General features: G+C 69.8%; 20 protein-coding genes. 13 read left to right on the top strand and 7 right to left on the bottom strand.

What is annotated here, in order from left to right; all coding sequences use genetic code 11:
- Positions 1 to 530 precede the first annotated feature (530 nt).
- The gene (locus tag L942_RS20340; protein ID WP_037362671.1) at positions 531 to 1,685 is read right to left on the bottom strand and encodes a cytochrome P450; all 1,155 of its coding nucleotides are present in this window, start codon (positions 1,683 to 1,685) and stop codon (positions 531 to 533) included.
- A gap of 78 nt (positions 1,686 to 1,763) precedes the next feature.
- On the opposite strand from L942_RS20340, the gene L942_RS20335 reads away from it, so the two are divergent.
- The 5 genes from L942_RS20335 to L942_RS20315 all read left to right on the top strand — a co-directional run bounded on the left by L942_RS20335 (position 1,764) and on the right by L942_RS20315 (position 5,241).
- Entirely contained in the window at positions 1,764 to 2,639 is an 876-nt protein-coding gene (locus L942_RS20335; RefSeq protein WP_037362669.1) for a DUF5926 family protein, read from the top strand.
- Between the two features lie 55 nt (positions 2,640 to 2,694).
- Positions 2,695 to 3,048 carry a DUF952 domain-containing protein gene (locus tag L942_RS20330; protein WP_037362667.1) on the top strand — a complete coding sequence of 118 codons (354 nt, stop codon included), beginning with the start codon at positions 2,695 to 2,697 and terminating at the stop codon, positions 3,046 to 3,048.
- A 124-nt stretch (positions 3,049 to 3,172) separates the two neighbouring features.
- Positions 3,173 to 3,736: a SigE family RNA polymerase sigma factor gene (locus tag L942_RS20325; protein WP_235079272.1), complete on the top strand. Its 564-nt coding sequence runs from the start codon at positions 3,173 to 3,175 to the stop codon at positions 3,734 to 3,736.
- Entirely contained in the window at positions 3,733 to 4,563 is an 831-nt protein-coding gene (locus tag L942_RS20320) for a hypothetical protein (protein ID WP_037362666.1), read from the top strand. The genes L942_RS20325 and L942_RS20320 overlap by 4 nt, the downstream gene beginning before the upstream one ends.
- Positions 4,564 to 4,656: 93 nt before the next feature.
- Positions 4,657 to 5,241 carry a dihydrofolate reductase family protein gene (locus tag L942_RS20315; protein ID WP_037362664.1) on the top strand — a complete coding sequence of 195 codons (585 nt, stop codon included), beginning with the start codon at positions 4,657 to 4,659 and terminating at the stop codon, positions 5,239 to 5,241.
- Between the two features lie 69 nt (positions 5,242 to 5,310).
- On the opposite strand, the gene L942_RS20310 is transcribed toward L942_RS20315, so the two are convergent.
- The 3 genes from L942_RS20310 to L942_RS20300 all read right to left on the bottom strand — a co-directional run bounded on the left by L942_RS20310 (position 5,311) and on the right by L942_RS20300 (position 8,116).
- Positions 5,311 to 5,862, bottom strand: a complete 552-nt coding sequence (locus L942_RS20310; protein WP_037362685.1) for a ferritin — start codon at positions 5,860 to 5,862, stop codon at positions 5,311 to 5,313.
- A 162-nt stretch (positions 5,863 to 6,024) separates the two neighbouring features.
- Entirely contained in the window at positions 6,025 to 7,221 is a 1,197-nt protein-coding gene (locus L942_RS20305; RefSeq protein WP_037362662.1) for an arginine deiminase, read from the bottom strand.
- Between the two features lie 61 nt (positions 7,222 to 7,282).
- Positions 7,283 to 8,116, bottom strand: coding sequence for a CPBP family intramembrane glutamic endopeptidase (locus L942_RS20300; RefSeq protein ID WP_051166114.1), 834 nt, complete (start codon positions 8,114 to 8,116; stop codon positions 7,283 to 7,285).
- A 22-nt stretch (positions 8,117 to 8,138) separates the two neighbouring features.
- Between L942_RS20300 and L942_RS20295 the strand changes: the two genes are divergently transcribed.
- Positions 8,139 to 8,606: a PPOX class F420-dependent oxidoreductase gene (locus L942_RS20295; protein ID WP_037362661.1), complete on the top strand. Its 468-nt coding sequence runs from the start codon at positions 8,139 to 8,141 to the stop codon at positions 8,604 to 8,606.
- Positions 8,607 to 8,610: 4 nt separating this feature from the next.
- Here L942_RS20295 and L942_RS20290 read toward each other — a convergent pair whose 3' ends face one another.
- The gene (locus L942_RS20290; RefSeq protein ID WP_037362659.1) at positions 8,611 to 9,402 is read right to left on the bottom strand and encodes a DUF2470 domain-containing protein; all 792 of its coding nucleotides are present in this window, start codon (positions 9,400 to 9,402) and stop codon (positions 8,611 to 8,613) included.
- Positions 9,403 to 9,643: 241 nt separating this feature from the next.
- Here L942_RS20290 and L942_RS20285 point away from each other — a divergent pair, with 241 nt between their 5' ends.
- Positions 9,644 to 10,498 carry a hypothetical protein gene (locus L942_RS20285; protein WP_268745731.1) on the top strand — a complete coding sequence of 285 codons (855 nt, stop codon included), beginning with the start codon at positions 9,644 to 9,646 and terminating at the stop codon, positions 10,496 to 10,498.
- On the top strand, positions 10,495 to 11,130 hold the full coding sequence (locus tag L942_RS20280; RefSeq protein WP_037362658.1) for an IclR family transcriptional regulator: 636 nt from the start codon (positions 10,495 to 10,497) through the stop codon (positions 11,128 to 11,130). Before L942_RS20285 ends, L942_RS20280 begins: the two co-directional genes overlap by 4 nt.
- Here the strand turns inward: L942_RS20280 and L942_RS20275 are convergent.
- Positions 11,127 to 11,786 (bottom strand): DUF998 domain-containing protein, encoded by a 660-nt coding sequence (locus L942_RS20275; RefSeq protein WP_037362657.1) that lies wholly within the window; start codon positions 11,784 to 11,786, stop codon positions 11,127 to 11,129. The genes L942_RS20280 and L942_RS20275 overlap by 4 nt on opposite strands.
- 107 nt (positions 11,787 to 11,893) lie before the next feature.
- Entirely contained in the window at positions 11,894 to 12,481 is a 588-nt protein-coding gene (locus L942_RS20270) for a TMEM165/GDT1 family protein (protein ID WP_037362655.1), read from the bottom strand.
- 185 nt (positions 12,482 to 12,666) lie between these two features.
- Between L942_RS20270 and cutA the strand changes: the two genes are divergently transcribed.
- The 5 genes from cutA (at position 12,667) to L942_RS20245 (ending at position 20,703) form a co-directional block, all read left to right on the top strand.
- Positions 12,667 to 12,987 carry a divalent-cation tolerance protein CutA gene (gene cutA / locus L942_RS20265; RefSeq protein WP_037362654.1) on the top strand — a complete coding sequence of 107 codons (321 nt, stop codon included), beginning with the start codon at positions 12,667 to 12,669 and terminating at the stop codon, positions 12,985 to 12,987.
- A 129-nt stretch (positions 12,988 to 13,116) separates the two neighbouring features.
- Positions 13,117 to 14,616, top strand: a complete 1,500-nt coding sequence (locus L942_RS20260) for a cytochrome ubiquinol oxidase subunit I (protein ID WP_037362652.1) — start codon at positions 13,117 to 13,119, stop codon at positions 14,614 to 14,616.
- 450 nt (positions 14,617 to 15,066) lie between these two features.
- Positions 15,067 to 16,074, top strand: coding sequence for a cytochrome d ubiquinol oxidase subunit II (gene cydB / locus L942_RS20255; protein ID WP_037362650.1), 1,008 nt, complete (start codon positions 15,067 to 15,069; stop codon positions 16,072 to 16,074).
- A complete protein-coding gene (gene cydD, locus L942_RS20250; protein ID WP_051166113.1) occupies positions 16,071 to 19,451 on the top strand; it encodes a thiol reductant ABC exporter subunit CydD in 3,381 nt (1,126 codons plus the stop codon). Before cydB ends, cydD begins: the two co-directional genes overlap by 4 nt.
- 70 nt (positions 19,452 to 19,521) lie before the next feature.
- Positions 19,522 to 20,703, top strand: coding sequence for a GAF domain-containing sensor histidine kinase (locus tag L942_RS20245; protein ID WP_081655144.1), 1,182 nt, complete (start codon positions 19,522 to 19,524; stop codon positions 20,701 to 20,703).
- Positions 20,704 to 22,314: the final 1,611 nt, after the last annotated feature.

The raw sequence follows: 22,314 nt of genomic DNA, 5'->3' as shown, positions 1-22,314 counted from the left end.
GTTGCCGGGTTGCCGGGTTGCCGGGTTGCCGGGTTGCCGGGTTGCCGGGTTGCCGGGTTGCCGCGGCGTGGCGTCCTGCGCGGCCTTGGCCGCCGCAGCCACGCCTCGAGTCCAAGCAATGGCTTCAGCGGATCGCTTGCGCGTCAAGCAAAGGCCTAACCCTCCACGGTCCGGTGATGCAGATCTTGGCTTGGCCTGGCGGTGCGGCGGTGTGGCTCTCGACCTGGCCGAGTGGCCGGGCGCGGCGGTGCGGCTCTCGACCCGGTCGGCGGTGCGGCGATGCGAAACTCCGCCCCGTCGTGCGGCGATGCGAACCTCGGCCCCGTCGTGCGGCGATGCGAACCTCGACTCCGCCCGGCGGTGCGGCGATGCGAGTCCCGACTCGGCCAGGTGGTGCAGTTGTGCAGACCTTGAGTCGGCTGGCGGTGCGGCAAGCGACGGCTCAGCAGAATCATCCATTGTGGACAATCCGCCGCCCCAGCAAGAGACCACCGCGATTATCCAGCACTCACCACCTGAACCCGCGGGGCTCAGGCAGTCACCGGCAAAGTCCGCAACCCCCGGATCACGAACTCCGGCCTCCGCTCCGGCTCCGCAGCCAGCCGCAATTCCGGCAGGCGCTTGGTCAATGCCGTCAACGCGGCCGCGATCTCCACTCTGGCCAGGGGTGCCCCGACGCAATAATGGATTCCCATCCCGAATCCGAGGTGTGGGTTCGGCGACCGGCCGACGTCGAGGGTGTCCGGGGCGTCGAACACCTTCGGGTCCCGAGCCGCCGCACCCAGCAGCGCGCCGATCTTCGTGCCCTTCGCGACTCGGTGACCGGCGATGTCCACATCCTCGGTCGCCGTGCGCTCGAACAGCTGCAACGGAGCGTCGAAGCGGATCAGTTCTTCCACCGCCGAGTCCAGCAACGTTGGGTCGGACCTAAGCCGCTCCCATTCCGATCGGTGGGTGAGCAGCGCGGTCACTCCGTTGCCGATCACGTTGACCGTCGCCTCGTGGCCGGCCATCAGCAGCAGGACCGCGGTCGCCACAACCTCGTCGGGGGTCAGTTCGCTCGCGGTCAGGTCCCGGACGATCCCGCTCGGGGCACCAGCGACGACGTCGCGCAGGTAGGCCACGAAATCGGCCGCGGCCTGTTCGGCGGCGTCGCGGCCTTCCTCGGACAGGCCGTATTCGTACATCTTCACGATCGCGTTGCTCCACGTCACCAGCTGCGGGCCGTCCGACGTCGGGACGCCGAGCAGTTCGGCGATGACCGCTACCGGGAGCGGTTGCGCGAGGTGTTCGAGCAGGTCCGCGCTGCCGTCGGCGGCGATTTTCGCGGCCAGGGCGTCCACCATGGACTCCGCGAGTTCCGCGACCATCGGACGCAGCCGCTGCACGTGGCCCCGGCCGAATTCGCCCGCGATGACGCGGCGCAGGCGGGTGTGCGCGGGCGGTTCGTTCTCCAGCAGCGAGTTGCGGTGCAGCAAATTGAACGACGCGAACCGTTCGAGCGGCTGCGCGTCGGTCCAGATGCGGCCGAGACCGCGATGGCGGAGCACGGCGGCGGACGCGGCGTGCGACACCGTGATCGCGATGCCTAAGCCATCGTGCTGGTGCACCTCGCCTTCGGCGCGCAGCGCGGCGAACGCGGGATACGGGTCGGCGAGGAAGGCGGGATCGCGAGGGTCGAACACGAGCTGACTCTAACCCGCGGGCCTGGACCGCCGATCCCTTCGATAGCGTCTGACCTCGAGTTCGCAAGGAGGCTGTTCATGGGTAAGGGCGCGCGTAAGAAGGGTCCCAAGCCGGACCGCAAGCCGAAGGTGCGCGACGTCTTCGTCGGCCAGCCCTTCGAGGGTCTGGCGGCGGAGCCGGAGCTGATCGCGCTGCGCGAGTTCGTCCCGTCGGCAACGGCGAAGCTGACACTCGCCGACGGCGGCGACGTCACGCTCGGCACGGTGCTGCCCATGGCCGCCGCGGCGTTCGTCCGCTCGGACGGCGAGCGCTTCCTCGGCCTCCAGGTGCAGACGCGGTCCTCCGACATCAGCCGCGACCTCGGCCGTGCGCTGCGCTGGTTGCTCGACGCCGAACCGGGCGACGTGCTGTCGGTGCCGGACACCGCCTCGCCCACCGACCCGGACGAGCGCAACCGGCTCCAGGACCTGCTCGTGCCGAGTGCGGAGCTGGAGGTCGAACTCCACAGCGACTTCGCGTGGTGGCTGCCCGAGGACGCGGACGCGACCGGCGACGTCGCGGTCTCCCTCGAGCGCGCGAACGCCGCGATCATGCCCACCGACCGGCTCGGCTCCGGTGCCTACTGGGTGCTCGCCGGCGAGAAGGCGCACCTGCGCTGGGTCCGCCCGGAACCGGAGAACCTGCTGCTGCAAGCGCTTGCGCGGCTGTCCGCGGCGGGCACCCTCGGGCTCGGCGAGGGCACCCGGTACGCCGGGTCGTTCCGTGCGCACGGCCTGCTCGTCCCGGTGTGGGACCTCGACCCCGAGGCGCACGCCCGGGAGTGGGCCGAGCCCAAGGACCAGCTCGGCGCCCGGCTGGACGAGGCGCTCAAATCGCTCGACTCCGAACCGCTCAACGCCGCCGAGCGGCGCGCCCGCGACGGTCTGATCGGGCGGCAGCTCACCATTCGCTGAGTTATCCACCTGTGGACAACTCGACCTCAGTTGTCCACAGGTGGATGATCGCCGCGTGATTCTCCACATCTGCACGCGCGACGCGTGGGCCGCGGTGCCCGCCGACGGCGAATACCGCGCTCCCTCGCTCGACGACGCCGGCTTCATCCACTGCTCGGACCCGGGCACGGTCGCCCTGCCCGCCAACGCGCTCTACCGCGGCCAACCCGGCCTGGTGCTGCTGGAAATCGACCCCGAGCTGGTCGACGCGCCGGTCCGCTGGGAGGACGGGGCTCCTCCGGACCCGCGCGGGATCCTGTTCCCGCACATCTACGGCCCGGTCCCGCGAAACGCTGTGGTCGCGGTACACGATTTCCCCACTGACGCGGACGGTGCCTTGAAGCTGCCCGAGTCGCTTTCCGTGCGCTGACCTCGGTTGTCCACAGCTACGGAAAGTAGCGACGGAGGCGGGACAACCCTCGGGGGCGCTCATGCGTGGTGGGGATGACGAGCAACCGTCGCTCGACGCGGTCATCCGGGGAGGGGGCGATACGGTGACGGCAGCCGCATTGCCCCTTGCGGGCGAAGATCCGCCCTGGGCCGGATCGCGGGCGGAAGCCGCCAACGCCATCACGGACTTCGGCGAGTTCGTGCGCGAGGCTTTGCCTGGACTGCTCCGCTACGGCCACGTGCTCACCGGGAACCCGCACGACGCGGCGGACCTCGTCCAGACCGTGCTCGAGAAGATCGGCGCACGCTGGTCGTACGTGCAGCAGAAGACCGGCGACCCGCTGGCGTACGTGCGGCGTTCGATGGCGAACGCGCACGTCAGCCGCTGGCGCCGGACGCGCCGGGAGAACCTCGTCGCGGACCTGCCCGACACCAGCCCGTGCGCGCCGAAGGATCCGTTCGAGCACGAGCCGCTGTGGCAGGCGCTGCGCGACCTCCCGCCGCGGCAGCGCACGGTGATGGTGTTGCGGTACTACGAAGGACTGTCCGAAGTGGAGATCGCCCAAGCGCTGAACATCAGCCAGGGGACGGTGAAAAGCCAAGCGAGCAAGGCGATCGCGTCGTTGCGGGCGAAACTGAGGAACCAGGAAGGAGGCGACGCCGGGTGAGCGAGCCCGACGATCTGGAACTGCGGCTCCGCGCCCTCCTCGCCGATGACCGGCTGGCCGTCGAACCCGCCGAGGACGCCGCGTCGGCCATCGTGGCGGGCGCGCGCAAGCGGCGGCGCCGGCAGCGGATCCTGACGTCCGCGGCCGGGGCGGCGTGCGTCCTCGCGGTGGCGTCGGCCGGGCTGGTGGCGATCCAGTTGCGCACCCAGCCCGCGACGACCGGCGTCGCCGCCCAGCCGGTCGCTTCGACCCAGCCCGAGCTGCCCTCCTCGGCACCCGAGCCGCCGTCGAGCGCCGAATCGACGCAGGTGCAAGCGCCGCCCCCGCCGATGGAGACCACTGTCGCCGACCCGCCGGTGCCGCCCGCGCGTCCGCATCGCACGAAGTCCGCGCCGCCGCAGACCACGCCGACCAAGGCCGCTGCCGGAGCGCTGGTGACCGCGGACGGCGTGGGCGCGGTGAAGCTCGGCATGACCGAGCAACAGCTCGCGGACCAGGGCATGAAGCTCGCGGCGGTGAAAGAGTCGGCTGGCTGCACTTACTACGACGTCAGCGGTGCCGGGACGCCCGACGCGACGGCCGTCGTGTCGAAAGAGAGCGGCGTCGTCGCGGTGAAGCCCGACGGGGCCGCGCACACGCCGGAAGGGGTCGGCGAGGGGTCGCCGAAAGACCAGGTCACCGCGACTTATCCGGGTACGTCGGAGTCGGGGAGCGCGCTCGTGTCGCCGACCGGTGACCAGGGGACGTACCACTTCACGCTGAACTCGGACGGGGCGGTCGAGGGGATCGAGGTCCGGGCGAAGACGCAGGACTGCACCGGCGGATAAATTTCCGCGGGCCGATGTCGATCCGGCCCCGCGCCGCTCGTGTAGCGGGTGACGGGCCGGCCGGCGGCCCGCGGAAGCGGAAGGACATCCCCGATGCGTTCGATCAGCGTCACCTTGAGCAGCACCCTCGACGGCGTCGTCCAAGGCCTCGGCCGCGAGGACGAGGACACGCGCGGTGGGTTCGACCTAGGCGGTTGGGGCAACGGCTACAGCGACGACGTGATGGCGCGCGAAATGGCGAAGGGCATGAGCCGTCCTGGGGACATGCTGTTCGGCCGGCGGACCTGGGAGGACTTCGCCACGGCGTGGGGCCCGCGGACGGACGGGAATCCGTTCACCACGCACATGAACGCGGCGACGAAGTACGTCGTCTCCACGACTCTGGAAAACGCGGACGCTTGGCAGAACTCGGTGCTGCTGCGCGGTTCCGCGGTGGAGACCGTGGCGGGGCTGAAAAACTCGCCCGGCAAGGATCTTTCGATCATCGGCAGCGTTTCGCTGGTACGCGCGCTGCACGCCGCCGGACTGGTCGACCGCTACACGTTCCTGATCCACCCGCTGACGCTCGGCCGCGGCGCGCGGCTGTTCGAGGGACCGGCGCCGAGGGCCGAGTTTTCGCTTACCGGAAGCGTCGCGACCACCACCGGGGTGCTCATCGCGCATTACGAGCGGCGCTGAAGTTATCCACATGCGGAAGCCCGGTTGTCCACACTGGGGACAACCGGGCTTCCAGGCTGGCTTTGCGCGTTACAGCGCGCCACCGGCGACCGGGGGCATCCCCGAGTCCGCGCCGGTGTCGCCGACGGCCTCGCGGTGCAGGAACTTCTCGATCTCGTAGACGTTGTCACCCGCGCGGCGCGCGACCGTGACCAGCGTCGACATCTGGGAGATCTCCTCGACCTGCTCCTTGAGGAACCACTGGACGAACTGCTCGCTGATGTAGTCCTCCTCGGCCCGGGCGGCCTTCGCGAGCGCGGAGATGTCGGCGGCGACCTCCTTCTCCTGCTCCAGCGCGAGCTCGATCAGCTCGAGCGGGGCGGAGAACTCGTTGCGAACCTCGCCGGTGCCGGGGATCTCGACGTGGTGGTCGCGGTCGAGCATGTACTGGACTAGCGCCATCGCGTGATTGCGCTCCTCCACCGACTGCTTGTAGAAGTGCTTCGCGAGCTGCGGCAGGTCCTCGTTGTCGAACCAGACCGCGAGCGCGATGTACTGCTGGGAGGCGTTGAACTCGTTGTGAATCTGCGCCTGCAGCAGTTCGTAGAACTTGGAGCGCGGTTCTTTCTTCGTGAGGGCCATGTCCATCACGGTACGTCAATGGCGCATTGTTTTCCACTTTTGGCTGGTGATCTCCACCCTATTAGGGTTACCATTCCTCAAGAAGGAAATACTTATTTTGGTTAGCCTTCCCTTAATGTGTCTGCCCTTATTAAGGAAAGGCTAACTTCGCCGGCGCGGGGATCAGTGCCGCTTCGGCGGGGGATCACGGCGCACCGGGCACGACATGCAGCGCGGGCCGCCGCGGCCGGACCCGAGTTCGGACCCGGTGATCGGCAGCACCTCGATCCCCGCCTCGGTGAGCCGCTCGTTGGTCTCCGCGTTCCGTTCGTACCCCACGACCACGCCCGGGGTCAGTGCCAGCGTGTTGTTGCCGTCGTCCCACTGCTCGCGCTCGGCGGTGACCGGGTCGAGGCCGGTGTCGATCACCCGCAGCCGGTCGATCTCCATCGCTTCCGCGGCCGCTTCGAGAAACGGCGTCGGGCCGGCCACTTTCACGCCGCCGTCGCCGGTCGGCTTGAGCGTGAACGCGGTCAGGGAATCGCGCGCGAGCGGATACATCACGACGGCGTCGACATCGACCATCGTGCATACCGTGTCGAGATGCATTGTCGCGCGGGATTGTTCGATCGGCACCGCGAGGACGGTATGCGCGAGGCCGTCGGAGAATACGGAACGAGCGAGCGATTCGGCGCCGGCCGGAGTCGTGCGTTCGCCGACTCCGATCGCGACGACGCCGGGGGCCAGCAGCATCACATCGCCGCCTTCGATCGGCGCGGAATGCGCGCCGTAAGCGCGGGCGGCGTGGCGGAAGCGCGGATGGTAGGCGTAAATGAGGTCGAGGACTGCCGTTTCCCGCCGCCGCGCCGGCATGGTCAGCGACGAGATCGCGACGCGGTCGCCGATCCACACGGACGAATCGCGGGTGAACAGCAGATTGGGCAGTGGATCGACGGCAAAGTCGCGCGGATGGTGCATCATCCGCACCAAAGACGCGCCCTCGGCGGACGGCAGCTCCTCGAACGTCATGCCGGCCATCAGGACTTCAGCAAGCGTTGGCGCGTCGACGCTCGTCAGATGCGACCTGAGGGAGTCCGCGAGATCGTTGCCGAGACGCCGGTCGTCCACCGCGGCGTGCACCCCGGCGGCGTGCGCGCGCTGGTCTTCCAGCGCGGTGCGGAGAACGTCGGCCAGCAGCAGCACCTCGACGCCGCGTCCGCGCAGGACGTCGGCGAACGCGTCGTGCTCCTGCTGGGCGCGGCTCACCCACGGGATGGAGTCGAAAAGCAGCTTGTCGTTGTTGCGGGGCGTGAGCCGTTTCAGCTCGTTTCCCGGCCGGTGCAGCAGGACTGCCCGAAGCGGCCCGACTTCGCTGTCCACCCGGGGAGGTGCGGTCATCTCGCTCGTCTCGCTCACGAAGTGCGAGCCTAATGAGCGGGCCTCACGGGAGCCAGGAAAGACGGCCTTTCAGCAACGAATAGCCGACGAAGGACACCACATCGAACAAAGTGTGCGCGGCGATGAGCGGCCACAGCCGGTTGGTCCGCTGCCACACCCGGCCGAACACCAGGCCCATCACGAGGTTGCCGACGAACCCGCCGAACCCTTGGTACAGGTGGTAGGAGCCGCGCAGCACCGCGGCGCCGAACAGCGACGCGTTCTCCCGCACGCCGAGTTGCCGCAGCCGCGTGAGCAGGTAGCCGATCACGAGCACTTCCTCGGCGAAGGCGTTGCCGAACGCGGAAAGCGTCAGCGCGATCGGCCGCCACCAGGTATCGCCCAAAGTGGACGGTTGCACCGCGAGGCTGAACCCGAGGTGGTACGAAACGAAGTACAGCGCGAGCCCGGGGATGCCGATCAACGCGGCGATCCCGACCGTGATCAGCGCGTCCGAACGGATGCGGCGGCTCAGGCCGATTTCGCGCAGTTTCAGCCCGGCCCGCCACAGCAGGTACAGCCCGAGCCCGCCCCAGCCGACCAGCTGGGCGGCGCTGAGCAGTTGCTGGAGCAGGTCCAGCAGACTCGCCGCGGCGCGCGGGACGTTGAGCTGCACTTGCTGCTGCGCCAACGGGGTCGGCCGCAGCAAAGAGTCCACAAGGGACAGCAGGCTGCGCGCGCCGGACATCCCGAGCGTGATGCCGAAGACCAGGACCAGCTCGATCTTGACCGCCCGCCGCTGCGCGGGGTCGGTGAGCTGAGCCGGGAACGCCGGAAGTGCCGGGTTGAGCCAGGATCGCAGGCCGGACGGCCCTCCGGAACGCTCTGTGGTGCGCATGAACGCACGCTACCGTCGGGGTATGCCGAGGACTATCGCCACCAACACGAAGGTCGAACGCGCCGAACTGGTCGCGTTCCTGAAGCCGCGCCACCGCGCGATCCTGGTGACCACCCGCGCCGACGGGCGGCCCCAGCTGTCCCCGAACACCTGCGGCGTCGACGACGAGGGCCGCATCGTCATCGCGACCTACCCGAAGCGCGCGAAGGCGGTCAACCTCCGGCGCGAGCCGAAGGTGTCGGTGTGCGTGCTGTCGGACGAGTGGAACGGCCCGTGGGTGCAGGTCGACGGGACCGCGGAGGTGATCGACCTGCCGGATTCGGTCGAGCCGCTGGTCGACTACTTCCGCAGCATCTCCGGTGAGCACCCGGACTGGGACGAGTACCGCGAGGCGATGCGCAAGCAGGGCAAGAGCCTGATCCGGATCACGATCGACCGGTGGGGGCCGATCGCGACCGGCGGCTTCCCTCCGGAGCTGGCCGAGGACTGACCGGTCAGGCCTCGCCGCGCAGGAACGGGCAGCCGAGCAGGCGGCGCAGTTCCGCGGCCAGCTGCGGCGGGCTGTCGACCGTGCGGGAGAAGGCGAGGCGGACGTCGTGGTCGCCCGCCGTCGACTCGACGCGCAGGCGCAGGCCGTACCGGTCGAGGCCGAGCGGGCGGATCCGGCCGCCGCGCAGGTCCGCGGGCAGGTGCCGGGCCAGCTGTTCCACGACGTCCGGATGGTCGCTTTCCAGGTGCCGCAGCCATTCCGCCTCGTAGTCGTGGAACGGGTCCGGCGGGGCCGCGCTGAACATGTGCGGCCGGAGCGAATGCGTGCCCTCCGCGTCGGCGAGGACCAGTGACGCCGGGGTCAGCCGGAGCAGCGTGAGGCCGTGCCCGACGTCGAGGAGCCGGTGGTCCGGCCGCTGTTCGGCGATCGACACCGCACGTGCGCGGGCCGACACCTCCGTGAGCGGCCGGAGCCATCCGGTGATCCACAGCAGGCCGCGGACCGGTTCCCGCAGCGCCACTGGGGCGTGGTCGGCGAGCTCGACCATGACGGCGAGCTCGCCGCGTTGTGCCTGCCGGGACGCGCGCACCATCTGGTGCTCGTCCGGCAGAAGAATGCTGACGCTTCCGCTGTGGTGCACGTGATGCAGGACTGGCTCGACGCGTTCGGCCTCGCAGCCGGCGTTTTCGACGGTCGGCATGATCGTCGCCGGGCCGCCGCGGGTCGCGATCGTCTTGGCGCGTTCGGCGGGGTTCGGCGCGGGCGGGCGGCGCACGGATACGGGTGCCTCGGTCACGGCTCACCTCCTACTTAGGTGAGCCTAACCTGAATTGGCACGCGAAGGGAAGGGCGCGCGGGAAGATCACCCACGGGACGGGAAAATGCTGGTCAGCGGATCGGCTGCGGGGCCGGAGCGGATGGCTTCGGCCATGGGGGCCGGGTGCTCCGGTGTCGAAGGGATATCGAGAGGCGTCCGCAGAGCGAACGATTTTGTCCCCTTGCCGTACGCTACTAGCGTGTCAGTCGTGTCAAGCGCTGTGGAACTCACGCCCCCCGGCCCCCGTGGAATTCCTCCCCTGTTCGCGCGGCTCGTCGACGACTCGGCGCTCTTCCCGCCTGCGGACGTCGCGATGCCGGAGGCGCTGCGCGCGTACTTCGAGTCGCGCAGCGGGGAACACGCCGGGGTGCTCGGGGTTTTCCTGTGCCAGGCCTCGCGGCTGCCGGAGCTGATCACCGAGCTGATCAAGATCAAGCCCAAGGAGCCGCTGCCGCTGTCGCTGATCATCGACACCGGGCTCGGCGGCGTTCCGAAGGCGATCTCGATCGTCGAATCGCGCAGCGAGCTGCTGTCGCTGCGAATGGTGGAGATGCCCGCGCCGTCCGACGTCGACGAGGTGTGGCTGGAACGCGTCTCGGAGTTCGTGCCCGAGGACGTCATCCGGGTCGTCGAACCGCGGCGCGGCGTCGGCTGGCTCGACGGCGTCCGCAACGTGATCGAGCACGGCAGCTGGCCGAAGATCCGCTGCGGCGGCAAGGCGGGCGAGAACTTCCCCAGCGTGGACGAGGTCGCCGACTTCCTGTCCGTGGTCAGCGGCTCGCCGGGGGCGTCGTTCAAGGCGACGAACAGCCTGCACCGCGCGGTCCGGCACGTCGACCCGGAGACCGGCTTCACCCACCACGGCTTCCTGAATCTGCTCGTCGCGTCGGCGCGCTGCCTGTCCGGCGGCGACGTCCGCGCGGCGCTGGCATCGACCGATGGCAAGGCGCTCGCGGACGAAGCCCGTGCGTTGCCCGAGCCGGCCGCGAAGGCGGTACGGGAACTCTTCGGGTCGTACGCGGCGGCGTCGTTCGCCGAGCCGGTGGCCGACCTGGGTGAACTCGAGCTGTTGTGAGCAGGGAGGGGTCGCTGACCCTCGACCGCGGCCTGGCGCTGCTGCAAGCGGTGGCCGATTCGGGCGAGCAGGCGGCGACCATCTCCGAACTCGCGGTGGCCATCGGCGCGAGCCGCGCGGCGGTGTACCGGCTGCTGGTCCCGTTGGCCGAGCGCGGCCTGATCTGGCGAGACGGCACGAAGGTGCGGCTCGGCGTCGGAGTGCTGCGGCTGGCCGGTCAAGTCCTGCCGCAGCTGCGCGAGGCCGCGCGGCCGGTGCTGCGCGAGCTGGCCGAGAAGGTCGGCGCGACGGCGCATCTGACGGTGGCGCAAGGCGATCACGCGCAGGCTGTCGCAGTCGTGGAGCCGTCGTGGACGAGCTACCACGTGGCGTACCGGGTCGGCAGCCGGCACGCGCTCACCGCGGGCGCGGCGGGGCGGGCGATGGCGTTGCGGCCCGGCGGCGCTGACCGGTGGAGCGTTTCGACCGGCGAGATCGAGGCCGGTGCTTCGGGCGTCGCCGCGCCGGTGCGTGGGGTTCCGGGACTGCGGGCGAGCGTCGGGGTGATCTCGCTGGAGCCGTTGGCTGCGGACGAGGTCGGGCCGTTGACGGTAGCGGCCGCCGCGAACTTGGCCGAGGTGCTGCGGACCTAGCGACGGGACGCGGCGACCAGCGGCCGGACCATGGTCAGCAGCAGCGCCAGGTCGACCGTGAACAGCAGCCGCTCGAACAGTCCGAGCGTCACTTCCTGCTGCGCGGGCCCGGTGATCAGGGTGCACACGAAGCCGCCCAGCACCACCGCCACGCTGGCGAAACTCGCGACGGCCAGCCTCCGGATCGTGGTGCGGCGCGGCTCCCACGGGCACGATCGCCCGCCGCGGCGGGTCAGCAGCCAGGCGGCCGTGGGGAGCGCGAGGAACGCGGTGAGGGCGGCGGCGTTGTGCAGCTGGCCGTCGAAGGAGCGGGCTTCGCCATTGGGGTCGACCGGGACCGTCGCGCAGATCGTGAGGCCGGCGCACCACACGCCGAGCAGGACGACGACGGCGGGCGAGCGGCGCGCTTTGACGAGCCCGGCCAGCAACGCGAGCGAGCCCAGCGCGAGCGCCAGGCACATGACGGTGAACAGCCGCGCCGCCGAGTGGTCGCCGAGCCTGCCGTAGACGTACTCCGACAGCGTCTGCCAGATCGGGCTGATTTGCGCGGAGAGCCGCAAGTGCAGGTCGGTGGCGATGACGACGGCCGCCCCGATGCCGACCAGCGCGAGCCGCCCGTGCACCGGCGACACGGCGGCGCTGGAAGTGGTCGGCACGGGCACTCCTCGGCGGTCACGGCAGAGACCATGGCGTCACCGGGGGTTCACCTGGTCCTCGTTCGGGGGTTCCGAAGAGGTTACCTGGCGTTCCTGTGAAACGGCCGTTACCAGAGCAGCTGGGCCAGCGCGAACGCGGCGAAACCGGCGAACACGAAGCCGGCCGCCCGCTGGATCAGCTTCGGCCGGATCCGGTCGCGGATCTTCGCGCCGATGAACACCGCCAGCCCGGCGACCGACACCAGCGCGACGAAGGCGCCGAGGCCGACCGCGAACGGGTTGCCGAGGCGCGCGACGAGACCGGCGGTGGCCAGCTGGGAGGCGTCGCCCCACTCCGCGGCGAAGAGCACGCCGAACGACGTGAGCGCGGAGCGCAGGAACGACACCGGCCCGGGCCCGGACCGCGACGCGTCCTCGCCAGCTTCGCTGCCTTCGCGGAAGCCCTCGCGCAGCAGCAGGAACGCGCCGACGCCGAACATCCCGGCGACCAGCAGCGAAACAAGAGTTTCCGGCAAGAGCGTGAGCAGACTTCCGAAAGCGACCGCGATCACGCATTGCGCGGCGAACGCCGCGCATACTCCGGCGAATACCGGCCAGGCGCGGAAACGGGTGGTGAGCACGAGCGTCGCCACGAGCGTCTTGTCCGGCAGCTCGACGGCCAGGACCAGGCCGAACGCGCTGAACAGAGCGATCATTGCGGGAGACATGGGCTCGGGCTCACCCCTTTCCCTGCAACGATAAAGGGGAGATTCAGAAACCCGCAAGCTGATGGGTTTCGCGAATTGCCTGATCAGGTCGGCAGAATGCTCGCCGCCGGTTTGCCGGAGAATTTTTTTCGGTGCGCCGAATTCTTTTTTCCGGCTGCGGTACGGTGCGGGTCATGTCTGCTGACCACGTCGTCGTCATCACCACCGTCGACTCCGAAGCCGCCGCGCGCACCATCGCGGCGAGCGCCATCGAGGCCCGGCTCGCCGCGTGCGCCCAGATCGTGGGGCCGATCACCAGCGTCTTCCGGTGGGAGGACGAGGTGCAGACGGCGGCCGAATGGCGGGTCGAGTGCAAGACGGCCGCGGACCGGTCCGGCGCGCTGGAGGAGTTCCTGAACGTGCGGCATCCCTACGACCTGCCCGAGGTGATCGTCACGCCGATCGTCGGCGGCAGCCCGCGGTATCTGTCGTGGCTGGTGGAAGAGACGCGCTAGCCACCTGATCGGGGGTAGCTGGCCGGGGGTCCGGGACCGGATTCCAGCAGGTCGGCGGGACGTTGGTCCCGGCTAGTTCAGGACGTGTTGAACTGGCTGGCGCGGGGGCGGGCGCGGAGGATCGAACCCGTGGATGTCCTTGAGCTCGCGCGGTGGCAGTTCGGCATCACCACCGTCTACCACTTCCTGATGGTCCCGCTGACCATCGGACTTTCGGTGCTGGTCGCGGCCATGCAGACGGCCTGGGTGCGCACCGGCAATCCGCGGCACCTCAAGATGACGAAGTTCTGGGGCAAGCTGCTGCTCGTCAACTTCGCGATGGGCGTGGTGACCGGGATCGTCCAGGAGTTCCAGTTCGGGATGAGCTGGAGCGCCTACTCCCGGTTCGTCGGCGACGTGTTCGGCGCGCCGCTCGCGATGGAAGGCCTGCTCGCGTTCTTCGTCGAATCGGTCTTCCTCGGCCTGTGGATCTTCGGCTGGGACCGGCTGCCCAAATGGGTCCACCTGGCGTGCGCCTGGGCGTTCTCCCTGGCCACGATGGCCTCGGCGTACTTCATCCTCGCCGCGAACTCGTGGATGCAGCACCCGGTCGGCGTCGAGTTCGTGAACGGCAAGCCGACGATGAACTCGATCGGCGCGGTGCTCACGAACAACACGGCGCTCGCCGCGATCCCGCACACGCTCGCGGGCGCGTTCTCGGTGGCGGCGGCGTTCCTGGTCGGCGTGGCCGGATGGCATATGTGGCGGAAGCGTGCGGAGTCGGACGAACACCGCGACGTCTGGCGCTCGTCGCTGCGGCTCGGCGGCTGGGTCGGCGTGGTGGCGTTCGCGGTGCTCGCGATCACCGGCGACATGCAGGGCAAGCTGATGTTCGAGCAGCAGCCGATGAAAATGGCGTCGGCGGAAGCGTTGTGCCACACGGAAAAGCCGGCGAGCTTCTCGATCATCGCGGTCGGCGACGTGGCCAATGCCAACTGCGAGGACGTCAAGACGTTCAACGTGCCCGCGCTGCTGTCCTTCTTGGCGCACAACGACTTCTCCACCGAGGTCAAGGGCGTGGAGAACCTGGTTTCGGAATACCAGGCGAAATACGGCACGAACTACCCGGACGACCCGGCGCTCGGCGCGCTCGCGGGCAAGCCGATCGACTACGTGCCGAGCCTGCCGGTGACGTACTGGGGCTTCCGGATCATGATCGGCTTCGGCGCGATCTCGGCGGGCATCGGACTGCTGGCCCTGTGGCTCACCCGGCGCGGCCGGATTCCCGGCGGACGCTGGTTCCCGCTGCTGGTGCTGGGCGGCATCACGACGCCGTTCATCGGCAACAGCGCGGGCTGGATCTTCACCGAGATGGGCCGCCAGCCGTTCGTGGTCGCGCCGAATCCGACCGGCGTCGAGGGAATGTGGATGTTCACCGCGCAGGCGGTGTCGAAGCTGACCGCCGGCGAGGTGCTGACGTCGCTGATCTCGTTGACGGTGCTGTATGCGGTGCTGGGCGTGGTCGAGCTGTACCTGATGCGCAAGTACATCCGGGGCGGGGTGGACGCCGTGATGCCGCCCGCCGCCGCTTCCGACGGTTCTGATGATTCCGAGGATTCCGATGACCAGGCGCTTTCGTTCGCCTACTGACCCGGTGGAGCGGGCCGGGGTGCCGCCAGAAGACCCGGAGGGCCGGGTCTGGGCGCGGCCCGCTCCACTGGCCTGGACGAGTGCTGGTGCTGGTGCTGAACAGACGGAGGTGGAGATGAACGGTCTGCCGCTCGCGGCCGCCGAAACGAACCCGCCCGCCGCCAGTCCCCACCTCGCGTCCCCGACCACGACCGGGCGAACTTCAGGCCGCACTGCCTCGCGGCACCAAGCGCCCCGAACTCTCGCCCCAACCCCTTCGCGCGCCTACGCAGCCCCCACCCTCACCGGGGGGACGCCCCGTACCCAGCGTAATCGTGCGGTGGCTCTCGCGGGTTACCCACAGCAAATCTGTGGACAACTCGGTGGGTTGTGGATAACTCAGGGCCATCGTGGGGACAACCCGGTGGCCGACCGGATGACGTCGGCAAACGCCGGACGAGGTGAGTGGGGATGACACTCGAAACGCTGTGGTTCGCGATCGTCGCGCTGTTCTGGCTGGGGTATCTCTTCCTCGAAGGCTTCGACTTCGGCGTCGGGATGCTGCTGCCGGTCCTCGGGAAGACGAACACCGAGCGGCGCGTCCTCGTCAACACGATCGGACCGGTCTGGGACGGCAACGAGGTCTGGCTGATCGTCGCGGCCGGCGCGACCTTCGCGGCGTTCCCCGGCTGGTACGCCTCCCTTTTCTCCGGTGCCTACCTCCCGCTGCTGCTCGTCCTCCTCGCGCTGATCGGGCGCGGCGTCGCGTTCGAGTACCGCGGCAAGGTCGACTCCGAACGCTGGCGGCGCGTCTGGGACCGCGTGATCATCATCGGTTCCTGGATCCCGCCGCTGGGCGTCGGGCTGCTGCTCGCGACCACCGTGCTCGGCCTGCCGCTCGACGCGCACGGCAACCGCGTCGGCTCGCCGTTCGAATCGGTCCGGTGGGACACGCTGCTGGGCGCGGTCGCCATCGTCGGGTTCTCGCTCGTGCACGGCGCGGCGTTCCTGGCGCTGAAAACGACCGGCGACCTGCGGGAACGGGCGCGGACCATCGCGCTGCGAATCCTCCCGGTCGGGCTCCTGCCGCTGGTCGCGTTCCTCGTGGTCGTCCAGGTCCGCGAGGGCAAACTGTGGACGCTCGTCTCGCTGGTGATCGTCGTCCTCGCCGCCGCGGTGGCGTGGCTGCGGCTCTACGTCGACCGTGACGGCCAGGCATTCGCCGCGCTCGCGGTCGTCATCACGGCCGCCGCGGTGACGTTCTTCGGCGCGCTCTACCCGAACGTCCTGCCGTCCACCCTCGACCCGGCGCATTCGCTGACCATCACGAACAGCGCGGTCAGCCACTACACGCTGACCGTGATGACCTGGGTCGGCGCGTTCGGGGCGCCAGCCGTGCTGATTTACCAAGGCTGGACCTACTGGGTTTTCCGCAGGCGCATCGGCGTCCAGCACATCCCGGCGGTGCACGCACCATGACGAAGCTTCCCGGCCGCGCACCCCTTTCCGCCACGAGGTCCGCCCTGGACCCAGTGCGGCCGGGCAAGGGTCCGCTCGGCGCGCTCTCGGCTCTCGGGCCGGCCGCGCGCCGGGCGCTGATCCTGGTCGCGGTGCTCTCGCTCGGGAACGCGGTTTTCCTGGTCGGACAAGCCTTTCTGCTAGCGGACCTGCTCGCCGACGTGGTTTCCCAGGGGATCGGGGGCCGCACCGTCCAGTTGGCTGTTTTGTTCGCGTTCGTCGTGGGCCGGGCGGGCACCAGCTGGGCGGTGCGGGTGGTCTCCGCTCGCGCCGCCGCGACCGCGCAACGCGACCTGCGGGCCCGCGTCGTCGACCACGCGTTGCGCCTCGGACCGGAATGGCTCGCCCGGCGCGGCCACGGCGAACTCACGACGCTCGTCACGCGCGGCCTCGACGCGCTCGACTCCTACTTCCGCGAGTACCTGCCCGCGCTCGTCACCGCGGCAGTCGTCCCGCTCGCGGCAGGCGCGGCGATCCTGTGGACAGACTGGCCGTCAGCGGTGATCATCGCCGCCACGGTCCCGCTGCTGCCGATGTTCGCGATCCTGGTCGGAAAATTCACCGCCGACCGCGTATCCGGCGCGACGGACGCGGTGCACCGGATGTCCGGCCTGCTGCTCGAACTGGTGCGGGCGTTGCCAGTGCTCACCGCGTTCCGGCGGGCCGACGCACAGGCCGAGACCGTGCGAAAGCTGTCGGACCGGCACCGTCGCGCGACACTCAAGACGTTGCGAGTCGCGTTCTCCTCGGCGTTCGTGCTCGAACTCGCCGCGACGCTCTCGGTCGCGCTGGTGGCCGTCGTCATCGGCGTCCGGCTGGTGTCGGGATCGCTCCCGCTGACGATCGGACTCGGCGTGCTGATCCTCGCTCCCGAGTGCTACCAGCCGATTCGCGCGGTCGGCGCGGCTTTCCACGCGAGCGAGGACGGCGTGGAAGCGGTCCGCCGGGTGACCGCGGTGCTCGCGGAGCCAGTCCCGGCCGAAGGGACGCGGACCGCGCCCGGTGGAGCGTTGGTTGTGTCCGACCTCAAAGTCGCCCGACGCGGCGGTTTTGCCCCGGACGGCGAGAGTTTCTCCGTCCGGCGCGGCGAGATCGTGTGGCTGCGCGCGCCAAGCGGTGGCGGTAAATCGACCACGCTGGCGACGCTGCTGGGCTTCGTGCTGTCCTATGACGGGGCGGTGCTGGCTGGGGACGTTCCGCTGGCCGAAGCCGACCTCGAACGCTGGCGCGCGGGTATCGCGTGGGTCCCGCAGTCGCCGGTTTTCAGCGGCGGGACGGTGCGGGAAGAACTCGCGGTCGCCGGGGCGGACGTCGATGCCATGCTCGCTGAACTGGGCCTGCACGGCCTCGCCGACCGTCCGGTCGACCGGCTTTCCCAGGGCCAACGCCAGCACGTCGCGGTCGCTCGGGCGTTGCTGCGAGTCCAGTCGGGTGCGTGGTTGCTGCTTCTGGACGAGCCGACCGCGCACCTGGACGACGTCAACGCGCGGCGGGTGATGGACGCCGTCGAACGAGCGGTGAAAAACGGTGCGGCGGCGGTAATAGCTGCTCACGAACGTTCCGCTGCGGTGGCCGTTACGGACTCAGCTCCTGCGGCGGTGGTCGAGTCCACTTCGGACAATGTGGAGGCGCGACCGCTTCCCTGGCACCTGATCCTTGATCGACGGCTTTTCTCCGGTGCCCTGCTGGGTGCCTTGGCGCTGCTGGCCGGGATCGCGCTCACCGCGACTTCTGGCTGGCTGATCGCCAAAGCGTCGTTGCAGCCGCCGATTTTGACCCTGACTGTCGCAGTTGTCGGGGTGCGCGCCTTCGGACTCGGCCGTGCGGGACTGCGGTATGTCGAACGACTCGTGACCCACGACGCCGCCTTCCGCATCGCAGGCCGGCTGCGGGTTCGACTGTGGAATGCGTTGGTGCGCTTGGGTCCGGCGCGCAGCCTCGAAGCCGGGGAGAGCCAGCGGCGGCTGGTGACGGACGTCGATACGGTGCGGGATCTGCTGCCGCGCGTCGTGTCGCCACCGATCGTGGTCGGGCTGGTCGCAGCCGGGGCGATCGCGGTGCAGACGGTGGTGCTGCCGTCGGCCGGTTTGGTGCTGGCGCTCACCGTGTTGGTGGGCTTGGCAGCACCGGCGGTCGCGCTGCAATTGGAGCGACGGGCGACTTCGGCCCTCGCCGCCGGACGACGTGACGTCGCGGCGCGGGTCTTGGTCCTGTTCTCCGCAGCGGCAGAGCTGCTCGCTTACGGCCGGGCGGCTTCGCGTCGTCGCGAGCTTGCCTCGACGGATACCCAGCTGGCGGCCGACACCCGCCGGCAGGCGTTCGGTGCGGGGGCGGCAGATGCGCTGATCACCCTGTCGACCGGGGCGGCCGCGGTGGTCAGCACGATGCTGGCTGCCGGGGCGGTCAGCCGCGGTGAGCTGGCGGGGGTGATGGCTCCGCTGCTGGCATTGGTGCCGCTGGCGCTGGCGGAGGTGCTGGCGCTGCTGCCACAGGCGGCAGTGCACTGGGACACGCTACGGGCGGCGCGGGGTCGGCTTGGCGGGGTGGTCGGCGAGCCGGAGCGTTTGCGCAGGACGGATGCTGCGGCGGTCACTGGTGGCGGGCAGTTCGTGACTGGGTCTGAGGACCTGCGAGAGGGAGCCGTTCCCGCGGTTGCGCGCGCGAGCGCCGAGGCCGCTCAGTTTACGGCTGAGTCGGATTTGGATAGCCCAGCCGCGGTCTGGTTGCGGGGGGCTGAGCTGGGGTGGCCTGGCGGCGAGGCGGTGCTGAATGACGTCGACCTGAGTGTGCCGGCCGGGGCTTATGTGGCGGTTGTCGGGCCGAGCGGGGCGGGGAAGTCGACGTTGGTGGCGGCCTTGCTGGGGTTCCTTCAGCCGCGCAAGGGCGAGGTTGCTGTGCCGAGGAAGGTGGCTTGGGCGCCGCAGGAGCCGATGCTTGTGTCGACCACCGTGGCGGAGAATTTGCGGCTCGCGGATCCGCTGGCGGAGACGGCCGATTTGCGGCGGGTGCTCGATCAGGCGCAGTTGCCGGAGCTCGATCTGGAGACCGTGCTCGACAGCGCCGGGGCCGGGTTGTCCGGTGGGCAGGCGCAGCGGGTGGCGGTGGCGCGGGCGTTGCTGGCGGCTCCGTCGGCGGAGTTGGTGTTGCTGGACGAGCCGACGTCGCATCTCGATGAGCCGACGGCGCGGGCTTTGCGGGCGACGTTGCGGGCCGAACTCGCGGGACGGACGGTCGTGCACGTAACGCACAATGCGGATGAAGAGCTGCAAGCGGACATTGTTTTCGAGGTCCGGGACGGGCGCGTCGTGCGTCGGGCGTTGCCGCGGGTGGCGGCGTGACGGAGGGTTGTTGGTGACGGTCACGATTTCGGGTCTGGGGCAGGGGGCCGCGCTAAGGTCGGAGTTGCTCATGGACCCGACACTCGCCGCGCGCGCCCTTTCCGCGGCCACGGAGATCACCAGCACCGCGCTGTCCGGGGACGACCCGGAGGGGGTGCTGGAAACAGTCGTGGCCAGGGCCGTTGAACTGGCCGACGCCGACCTTGGGCTGGCGATGGTCAGCGCCGACGACGGGCGCGTCGTGGTCGAGGCGGCGTACGGGGTCGACGGTTTGCTCGCCGAGGTGCCGGCGGGCGACGTCGAACGCGGCCCGGTCGGGGACTTGCGCGGGCTAACGCTCGAGACGGATTCCGCGGCGGGCCGGGTCGCGCGCGGCAGCGAGCCGATCGCGGCGGAGGACTTCATCGTCGATCCGCGCACGGCCCCGTATGTACCCGATGAACTGCGGGGATACGGGCCGTTCGCGGCCGCGCCGTTCGGCTCCGGCGGGCGGGTGCTCGGCGCGCTCACGGTGTATCGACGGCAGGGGCGCGAGCCGTTTTCCGCGGGCACGGTCGAGATGCTCGCGGCGTTCGCGGCGCAGGCCGGGGTGGTGCTCGCGCTGGCCGAGGGCGCGAACGCGCGGCATCGCGTGACCCTCTACCAGGAGCGCGAACGCATCGCCCGCGAGCTGCACGACGTGATCGTCCAACGGCTCTACGGCACCGGCATGCAGCTGGACCGCGTCCGCCGCAACATGCGGAAACGCTTCGCACAGGCCGACGGGGCCCGGCTGTCCGACGCGATCGATCAGCTGGACCAGACCATCGAGGAAATCCGCGGCACCGTGCGGGCGCTGCGCTCGCCCGAGCCGCGCCACGATCCCGCCAGCCCGACCGACCTCGCCGAATCCGCGCGCGGCGAAGTGCGCATCGCCGGCGAACTGCTCGGGTATCCGCCGACCCTCGAGCTGTCCGGCGAATTCGCCGACATCCCGGCCGAACGAGCCGACCACATCCGGGCCGCGTTGCGCGAGGCACTGTCCAATGTGGTCCGACACTCCGGCGCGAGCGAAACCCGCGTGACGCTGACCCGCGACGCCGAAGGAGTGAAGCTTCGCGTGCGGGACAACGGATCCGGGGTGCCGCAAGGCGTGGCGACCCGGGGGCTCCGGCATCTCGCCGAACGTGCCGATGCTGCTGGTGGTCGGTTTTTCCTCAATTCCTCGCCGAGTTTGGGCACGCTTGTCGCGTTCGATCTGCCGCTGGAGTGATCGGTTAGGTGGACGCGTTGTTGTGCGGCGGGTTTGCGTGGTCGTGCTGGTTGGCTGTGGTGCGCGGTTAAGTGCGGCGGTGATGTCGCGACCGTTGGTATCGCAGCTGCGGGGTGGTGAAGGGCACTCGCGCGCTGGGGTGAGCGGTTAGGCGGATGCGTTGTCGCGCGGCGGGTTTCCGCAGTGGCAGCGGTGGCCCGCTGTGGGCTGCCAACCCGCGGTGGGCGGCAGTGAGCGATGCGGCGACCGTTGGTGCCGCAGCTGCGGGGTGGTGAACGGCGCTCGCGCGCTGGGGTGAGCGGTTAGGCGGATGCGTTGTCGCGCGGCGGGTTTCCGCAGTCGCACCGGTGGCCCGCTGTGCGCTGCCAACCCGCGGCGGGCGGCAGTGAGCGATGCCGCGACCGTCGGTGCCGCAGCTGCGGGGTGGTGAAGGGGCACTCGCGTGCTGGGGTGAGCGGTTAGGCGGATGCGTTGTCGCGCAGCGGGTTTCCGCAGTCGCACCGGTGGCCCGCTGTGCGCTGCCAACCCGCGGCGGGCAGCAGTGAGCGATGCCGCGACCGTCGGTGCCGCAGCTGCGGGGTGGTGAAGGGGCACTCGCGTGCTGGGGTGAGCGGTTAGGCGGACGCGTTGTCGCGCCGCGGGTTTCCGCAGCCGCACCGGTGGCCCGCCGTGCGCTGCCAACCCGCAGCGGTCGGCAGCGCACGATGCCGCAGTCGTCGGCACCGCAGCTGCGAAGGCGTAAACCGCAGCCGTGCGCTGGAGTGAGCCGCTATGCGGGCGCGTTCTCGCGCAGCGGGTTTGCGCGGTCGCGCCACCGTACGCGGTCAACCGCGGCGGTCGGCAGCGAGCCAGCGATCCCGCAACGGTCGATACCGCAGCTGCGAGGGTGGCGAACCGCAGTCGCGAGCGGCCATGACCTGCAGGCTGCAACGGGAACGTCCGCCACGACCTCGCCAGACCGCAACGCCTTGCATGGACAGCAGCAATCGCATTGCCTTGGCCAGCAAGGCAATAACCCGCGCCCCGCCGAGTCGGAAGCGGCAGATACCCAGCACCCCGCCGAGTCCGAAGCGGCAGTTACCGCGCCGCGCGCGCACGTCGCGGTAACCACATCGCACTGAACCCGCCATCGCAGCGGATTCGACACGTCAGCCGCACGGCATCGGGTAGCCCTGCACTGTGTCGTCGACCCCGCGTTGCGGCGACCTAGCGCAGCACCGAAATGCCACCTCGGCTTAGCGCAGTTTCAGGCAAGCCACCGCAAATCCGCAACCTGAAACGAGCTGCCGCGCAACCACCGTTCCGAATCCGCCTCCTCGGATCGCCGTGAACGCACTGTGTCCGCGTTTCCTGAATCGCTCGCCGCAAACCCGCCGTATCAACCTCGCACCGCCGTGGATCCACCGCGCACCAAGAGATTCAGCCTTCCCGGGTCATCGAACACGCTCCTTCCTCGAATTGTCTCGCCTGCCACCGAGCCGTTCCCCATGGTAGCGAAGAATCGAACATCCATTCGGCACTCAATGGGGTGAACCACAGTGCGGAAGTCGGCTACCCACAGCTCCGTCTTGAACGCCGAGAACCCCGTCCGCAGCAACGCGGGCGGGGTTT

This window comes from Amycolatopsis orientalis DSM 43388, assembly GCF_000411975.1.
Lineage (GTDB): Bacteria > Actinomycetota > Actinomycetes > Mycobacteriales > Pseudonocardiaceae > Amycolatopsis > Amycolatopsis orientalis_D.
The sequence above is the reverse complement of the archived record's forward strand: the minus strand, read 5'-3'. Positions and strand labels throughout refer to the sequence as shown.

Excerpts from the sequence above, each read along its gene's own strand:
- L942_RS20315 (WP_037362664.1), top strand. The coding sequence starts at position 4,657 with ATGCGTTCGATCAGCGTCACCTTGAGCAGCACCCTCGACGGCGTCGTC.
- L942_RS20295 (WP_037362661.1), top strand. The coding sequence starts at position 8,139 with ATGCCGAGGACTATCGCCACCAACACGAAGGTCGAACGCGCCGAACTG.
- L942_RS20335 (WP_037362669.1), top strand. The coding sequence starts at position 1,764 with ATGGGTAAGGGCGCGCGTAAGAAGGGTCCCAAGCCGGACCGCAAGCCG.
- cydD (WP_051166113.1), top strand. The coding sequence starts at position 16,071 with ATGACGAAGCTTCCCGGCCGCGCACCCCTTTCCGCCACGAGGTCCGCC.
- L942_RS20300 (WP_051166114.1), bottom strand. The coding sequence starts at position 8,116 with ATGCGCACCACAGAGCGTTCCGGAGGGCCGTCCGGCCTGCGATCCTGG.
- cydB (WP_037362650.1), top strand. The coding sequence starts at position 15,067 with ATGACACTCGAAACGCTGTGGTTCGCGATCGTCGCGCTGTTCTGGCTG.
- cutA (WP_037362654.1), top strand. The coding sequence starts at position 12,667 with ATGTCTGCTGACCACGTCGTCGTCATCACCACCGTCGACTCCGAAGCC.
- L942_RS20245 (WP_081655144.1), top strand. The coding sequence starts at position 19,522 with ATGGACCCGACACTCGCCGCGCGCGCCCTTTCCGCGGCCACGGAGATC.
- L942_RS20270 (WP_037362655.1), bottom strand. The coding sequence starts at position 12,481 with ATGATCGCTCTGTTCAGCGCGTTCGGCCTGGTCCTGGCCGTCGAGCTG.
- L942_RS20310 (WP_037362685.1), bottom strand. The coding sequence starts at position 5,862 with ATGGCCCTCACGAAGAAAGAACCGCGCTCCAAGTTCTACGAACTGCTG.